The sequence below is a fragment of the Shigella sp. FC1967 genome (assembly GCF_001743005.1).
Lineage (GTDB): Bacteria > Pseudomonadota > Gammaproteobacteria > Enterobacterales > Enterobacteriaceae > Proteus.
The window spans coordinates 1-6,431 of sequence record NZ_MIIZ01000608.1; the positions used below are offsets into that span (position 1 = coordinate 1).

Below are 6,431 nucleotides of genomic sequence, written 5' to 3' on the forward strand. Positions count from 1 at the left end.
GTGTAGTTTTGAAGGAGAGAGTTATTGATAAACACATTGATAATAAGTCGAGTTGAAATATTTAGCTTGGGAATAAAAATACTTCTTAGTCAGATCAAAAAAAATTAATGTCCGAAAAGTGATGAATGATGAAAATGATGCATTTCGTTATTGTCGACAGTTTTCGGTTAACCTTATTATTATTTACTCAACGCCCTCAGTCTTATTAATTGATTCTATAAAAAAAAATAAAACGATCGTCTTCATCAATTAAAATCATTGTTATTTCACCAAAAACAGACTCTATATTATCAATAACACTTCTGCAATTGGGTATTGAGGGATTTATTATTGCTGATACTTCTTGTGAAAATATTTTGCAAGCTATCCGACAAGTTTGTATTGGTCAACGGTATATAAGCCAAGAGTTAGCGATGGAAATCGCGCTAACAAAATTACAACAAGAACTAAATCCTTTACATCATTTGTCTGAAAGAGAGTTGCAAATTATGTCGATGATCATTAGAGGAAAAAAAATCACACAAATTGCAAGTGAGTTGAATATTAATACAAAAACAGTAAATAGCTATCGTTACCGAATGTTTAGTAAACTTAAAATCTCAGGTGATGTAGAATTAACACATATAGCAATACGCTATGGGTTAATTGAGATAGAGAGTCATTTACAAAGTGGAAGACAAATTTGACGCCAAAGCATTCTTAAGCCGAGTCACAGATAAGCCGGGTGTGTATCGGATGTATGATGCGACAGACACAGTGATCTATGTTGGTAAAGCTAAAGATCTGAAAAAAAGACTTTCGAGCTATTTTCGTACACAGGTGAATAGTCGTAAGACCGAAGCTTTAGTGAAGTGTATCGCCAATATTGATGTCACGATCACGCATACAGAAACGGAAGCTTTATTGCTTGAACACAGCTATATCCAGCGTTATCAACCTCGTTATAATGTGCTATTACGTGATGATAAATCCTATCCTTATATCTATTTAAGTGGTGATAAACACCCTAGACTTGCAAGTTACCGCGGTGCAAAACATGCCAAAGGCGAATATTTTGGGCCTTTTCCTAACTCATTTGCAGTAAGAGAAACATTGGCATTAATGCAAAAATTGTTTCCTATTCGTCAATGCGAAGACAGTGTTTATCGCAATCGCTCAAGACCTTGTTTGCAATATCAAATTGGCCGCTGTCTTGCACCTTGTGTAAAAGGCTATGTTTCTGATGAAGAATATGCCCAACAAGTTAATTATGTGCGACTTTTTCTCTCAGGCGATGATACGCAAGTTATTAACGGATTAGTTAAACGTATGGAAGAAGCTAGCCAAGAGTTACATTTTGAAGAGGCAGCTCGTATTCGTGATCAAATTCAAGCCGTGAGGCAAGTGACCGAAAAACAATTTGTCGCCAATATTGGTGATGATCTTGATGTTATCAGTGTTGCTTTTAATGGTGCGATTGCTTGTGTTTATGTTCTTTTTTTTCGTCAAGGTAAAGTGTTAGGAAGTCGGAGTTATTTTCCTAAAGTCCCTGCAAATACCTCAATCGATGAAGTGGTTCAGACTTTTATTGGCCAATTTTATTTACAAGGTAGTGCAATTCGTACTTTGCCAACTGAAATTTTGCTCGATTTTAATTTAGAAGATAAAGCCATTCTTTCTGAATCAATATCTTCAATTGCTGGGCGAAAAATTCAAATTCAGACAAAACCGCGTGGTGATAGGGCGCGCTATTTGAAATTAGCTAGAACAAATGCAGCAACAGCTTTAGCTTCAAAACAAGTCGAGCAATCGACAATTTCACAACGTTATACCTCTTTAATGTCTCTTCTTAATATGAAAGAGATAAAACGAATGGAATGTTTTGATATTAGTCACACTATGGGAGAGCAAACTGTGGCTTCATGTGTAGTATTTGACATGAATGGCCCACTAAAATCTGAATATAGGCGCTATAATATCAGTGGTATTACTCCTGGTGATGATTATGCGGCGATGAATCAAGTGCTCACTCGACGTTATGGCAAATCATTAGAAGATAGTAAGGTTCCTGATATTATTTTCATCGATGGTGGTAAAGGACAATTAGCACAAGCAATAGAGGTATTTGATGCTCTTAATGTTGATTGGGACAAATCACACCCTAAATTAATTGGTGTCGCAAAAGGGAGTGATCGTAAAGCAGGGCTTGAAACTTTATTTTTTGTGCCTGAAGGTGAAGGAATGGCGTTACCTTCTGATTCACCGGCATTACATTTGATCCAACATATTCGTGATGAATCGCATCGTCATGCAATAACGGGACATCGTCAACGTAGAGCAAAGGTAAAAAATACCAGTTCACTGGAGTCTATTGAAGGTGTAGGGCCTAAGCGTCGTCAAATGTTGTTGAAATATATGGGAGGACTACAAGCTTTACGAGATGCAAGTATTGAAGAAATTGCGAAAGTCCCCACAATTTCGACTGCATTAGCAGAAAAAATTTTTAATGCGTTGAAACACTAAGTGTATTGATGCACCATATTAATAACTCTCACTTTTCTAGGTCGTGTAGAACGCTATGCAACTAAATATCCCAACTTGGCTAACTCTATTTCGTGTCGCTCTAATTCCATTCTTTGTTTTGGTGTTTTATTTACCATTCAAAGATGCACCATTAGTTTGCGCCATTATTTTTATGGTAGCCGCTGCAACAGACTGGTTTGATGGTTTTTTAGCTCGTAGATGGAAACAAACTACCCGCTTCGGTGCTTTTCTTGACCCAGTAGCGGATAAAGTAATGGTTGCAACAGCACTTGTTTTAATCACTGAGCATTATCATGAGTGGTGGATAACCTTACCCGCAGCAACAATGATTGCTCGTGAAATTATAATCTCTTCACTAAGAGAGTGGATGGCTGAATTAGGAAAACGTAACAGCGTTGCAGTTTCTTGGATAGGAAAAGTGAAGACGACAGCACAAATGGGATCTCTTGTTGTGTTATTATGGCGACCTACTGTTGAAGCTGAGTGGTTTGGATTCGCTTTATTATATATCGCAACAGTGTTGACTTTCTGGTCAATGTTTCAATATTTGAGCGCTGCGTGGTCAGATTTGCGCGAAGGTTGATCGAAATGACTGAAAATTCACCGAACAGTCAAAAAGATGCAAATATAGTGTTGACTAGATTCAGGAAATCAGTAGAATGCAACGCATCGAAAGGCACAACGGTTTACAGAAATAAATAAGTAAATCAGCAAGTTCGGTAAAGCGGGAATAGCTCAGTTGGTAGAGCACAACCTTGCCAAGGTTGGGGTCGCGAGTTCGAGTCTCGTTTCCCGCTCCAATCTCTGATGAGATTGAGTAGTTGAGGCGCGTTGGCAGAGTGGTCATGCAGCGGATTGCAAATCCGTGTACCTCGGTTCGATTCCGGGACGCGCCTCCATTAATGCCCAGGTGGTGAAATCGGTAGACACAAGGGATTTAAAATCCCTCGGCTGTAAGGCTGTGCGGGTTCAAGTCCCGCCCTGGGCACCATCTCTTTTAATAAAAGAGTTTGGTGCAAAAAAGAAAGTCCATTAAAAATGGCATTGTTGAGAAGTCAATAAGTCGTCCATACCAGTATTTATCTTAGTAATAAGAACTTACGGGCGCACCACAGAATTTAGCCCAGGTGGTGAAATCGGTAGACACAAGGGATTTAAAATCCCTCGGCTGTAAGGCTGTGCGGGTTCAAGTCCCGCCCTGGGCACCATATAAAAAAGCGACCTCATTGAGGTCCGTTTTTTTGATCATAAAAAAGTAAAAATTAGATCAAATATATTATCTTATTGCTACTTAAATATAATTTTATCAATGTGATGGGGGAAATAAAAAATCACCTTATCAGTTGTCGTAATAGGGTGATTTAGATTTAGTATTGTTTCTTATGAGTTATCGACAATTAGCTATTTGCATTTAAATCAATAACGCGCTCTCTTAGTGTAATAAAACGAGTCAATACATCGTCTATCGTAAGAAGCCCTACATTATCTTCAGGTGCCTTCAGTACTTCACTGGCAATATGCCACGGTCCCCAAAAATCTGCATCACTATTACCAAACATCGCGACTGTTGGCACACCAACACCGACTGAAATATGTAATGCACCACCATCGCTGGTTAGCATCTGATCACATAAGGACATACCCGCCATTAATTCTCTAAGATTTTGTGTAGGTACTGGCGTAATAAGGATATCTTTACACTGTTCAAGGATAAACTGTGCTTTTTCATCATCACCAGGGTGCTGTTTATTATCGTTGTTTCCTGGCGACCAAAAGAGAAGAATTTGGCATTTTTCGCGTTGTGTTAATTGATGCGCTAACGCGATAAATTTTTCTGCTTGCCAACGTTGTTGTGGTTTACGTGAACTGATTTGTAGGCCGTAAACAGGAATGTTTTCAGCTATCTTAATGCGTTGACGAATGGCAGAGATCTCTTCATCTTTGACATATAATTTTAAAGGACCGGCTTTTTTTTTCTATTCCCAGAGGATGGGCGAGTTGACAGAACAACTCAGCAATATGGCCTTTATGAGTTGGTGTTGGAATTGGATCTGTCACTGCCGAAGGCGCGTCATCGCCAATAGCGATAATACGCTTAGCACCAGATAATTTTGCCCATTGCAGTGCTCTTTTCGCCCAATGATCACGCGCTACAATCGCAATATCATAATGCTGACGACGCATATCAAAAATAATTTTCAAGCGACTCAAAATAAGCTTTAAGGATGATTGTCCTGATTTTTTATGATGTAACTTACTGTAAATATGTACATTCCCGACGGAAGGATTACCTTCCAGAATGGCTTGATTATAAGAGTTTACTAGCAGGTCTATTTTTGTATTATATTCACGGGCAAGAACGTCAATTAATGGTGTTGTCAGTATTAAATCACCAATGTTATCTCTTTGTATTATTAATATTTTGGCATAATTATATATATATATTTGGATGAGAAGATTCATTACTGGTAAGCATGACTTCATCAGTAATTATATTAAATATTTATGATTATAAACGATTCGATATGCAGAGGCATCTTTATTAGAGAGTTAATCTAATTTTTGGAGAGGGTGTGAGAAGAGGATAAGCTCAAATGCTGTGCAATTTGATAATACGATGACTATTTTTTTTTAGATAATCATCGTATTTTATTATATGCCTTAAATGGAATTTATCGTTAGTGACTAAAACTGTGTTTATAATGGTATTGACGAATAATTAAAAACACGCTTCCAAAATATCGAGCACATCTTTAGTCGTTAGCTTTTTATAGCCTCTACCCAGAATTGTGGTTGATTGTGCAATTTCAGGAAGCATCTCTCTTGTTGCACCTAAAGCTTTTAATGATGTAATAATGCCGCATTCCTTTGTAAAACGTTCTAGAGCATCAATACCTTCAAGAGCAATTTGATCTTGCGTTTTTCCTTCTGCGGAAATACCCCATACCTGAGTTGCAAATCGTACAAATTTCTCTATACCAAACTTATAGATGAAACGATAATAAGGCAGAGAAATTGCTGCAAGTCCCATTCCATGAGCACAGTCTGTATAAGCCCCTAATTGATGTTCAATCATATGAACTTGCCAATCTTGCGTTTTTGATAATCCTGTGAGGGTGTTTAATGCAAGTGTTGCATTCCACATAAGATTACTTCTTGCTTCGTAATCATTTGGATTTTTAAGTGCTATACGTAAATTATCAATTGAAGATTTTAATAAACTTTCAATTAGATAATCGGTTGTATTTGCACCTTGATCAGAAAAATATTGCTCCATCAAATGCGACATAGTGTCAAAAACACCACTGACCATCTGATACTGAGAAACAGAAAAAGTATATTCTGGGTTTAAAATGGAGAACTTAGGATATGCATTTGCAGGAAATACACGTCCGATTTTATATTTAGTTTCTTCATGGGTGATCACTGAGCCACCATTCATTTCAGAGCCAGTGCCTACCATGGTAAGAATTGATGCGACAGGAACAATTTTATTTGTTACATCTTGATATTCAACCCAGTATTTTTGAAAAGGATCTTCATTTTCACAATAAGCTGAAATGGAAATCCCTTTCGCACAATCAATGACGGAGCCACCACCAACCGCTAAGATTAAACTGACATTGTGTTCACGAACTAATTGAGCACCTTCCATCATTTTTTTATAAGTTGGGTTCGGCATGACGCCTGATAATTCAACAATATTTTTACCTGCATGGCGAAGTATTGCTATAACATCATCATAGAGTCCATTCGATTTAATCGCGTTACGGCCATACATCAGCATAACTGTTTCGCCATAATGTGATAATTCATCATTTAATTTAGCAAGGGAGTTCTTACCAAAATGAATGGTGGTTGGATTATAGTAAGAGAAAATCGAGTTGCATTTGGATATCCTATTACCA

Annotated in this window: 6 protein-coding genes and 4 tRNA genes; 7 read left to right on the top strand and 3 right to left on the bottom strand. The window is 37.6% G+C overall.

The window, feature by feature from the left end:
* Positions 1–308: 308 nt before the first annotated feature.
* The 7 genes from BHE89_RS25205 to BHE89_RS06975 all read left to right on the top strand — a co-directional run bounded on the left by BHE89_RS25205 (position 309) and on the right by BHE89_RS06975 (position 3,731).
* On the top strand, positions 309–686 hold the full coding sequence (locus tag BHE89_RS25205; RefSeq protein ID WP_286145958.1) for a LuxR C-terminal-related transcriptional regulator: 378 nt from the start codon (positions 309–311) through the stop codon (positions 684–686).
* Positions 670–2,502, top strand: coding sequence for an excinuclease ABC subunit UvrC (gene uvrC / locus BHE89_RS06950; protein WP_069368946.1), 1,833 nt, complete (start codon positions 670–672; stop codon positions 2,500–2,502). The genes BHE89_RS25205 and uvrC overlap by 17 nt, the downstream gene beginning before the upstream one ends.
* A gap of 55 nt (positions 2,503–2,557) precedes the next feature.
* The gene (pgsA, locus tag BHE89_RS06955; RefSeq protein WP_069368947.1) at positions 2,558–3,106 is read left to right on the top strand and encodes a CDP-diacylglycerol--glycerol-3-phosphate 3-phosphatidyltransferase; all 549 of its coding nucleotides are present in this window, start codon (positions 2,558–2,560) and stop codon (positions 3,104–3,106) included.
* A gap of 141 nt (positions 3,107–3,247) precedes the next feature.
* Positions 3,248–3,323 (top strand) — tRNA-Gly (locus tag BHE89_RS06960).
* A gap of 25 nt (positions 3,324–3,348) precedes the next feature.
* Positions 3,349–3,422, top strand: a tRNA-Cys gene (locus BHE89_RS06965).
* Positions 3,423–3,427: 5 nt separating this feature from the next.
* Positions 3,428–3,514 (top strand) — tRNA-Leu (locus BHE89_RS06970).
* A 130-nt stretch (positions 3,515–3,644) separates the two neighbouring features.
* Positions 3,645–3,731: transfer RNA gene (locus tag BHE89_RS06975), tRNA-Leu, on the top strand.
* 189 nt (positions 3,732–3,920) lie between these two features.
* Here BHE89_RS06975 and BHE89_RS25210 read toward each other — a convergent pair.
* The 3 genes from BHE89_RS25210 to BHE89_RS06985 all read right to left on the bottom strand — a co-directional run.
* Positions 3,921–4,454: a glycosyltransferase family 9 protein gene (locus BHE89_RS25210; protein ID WP_353615110.1), complete on the bottom strand. Its 534-nt coding sequence runs from the start codon at positions 4,452–4,454 to the stop codon at positions 3,921–3,923.
* Positions 4,455–4,458: 4 nt separating this feature from the next.
* Positions 4,459–4,986 (bottom strand): glycosyltransferase family 9 protein, encoded by a 528-nt coding sequence (locus BHE89_RS25215; RefSeq protein WP_286145959.1) that lies wholly within the window; start codon positions 4,984–4,986, stop codon positions 4,459–4,461.
* Between the two features lie 256 nt (positions 4,987–5,242).
* The coding region (locus tag BHE89_RS06985; RefSeq protein ID WP_216080991.1) for an iron-containing alcohol dehydrogenase at positions 5,243–6,431 on the bottom strand (1,189 nt) is incomplete at its 5' end.

Coding starts and splice junctions, on each gene's coding strand:
- pgsA (WP_069368947.1), top strand. CDS start 2,558: ATGCAACTAAATATCCCAACTTGGCTAACTCTATTTCGTGTCGCTCTA.
- BHE89_RS25215 (WP_286145959.1), bottom strand. CDS start 4,986: ATGAATCTTCTCATCCAAATATATATATATAATTATGCCAAAATATTA.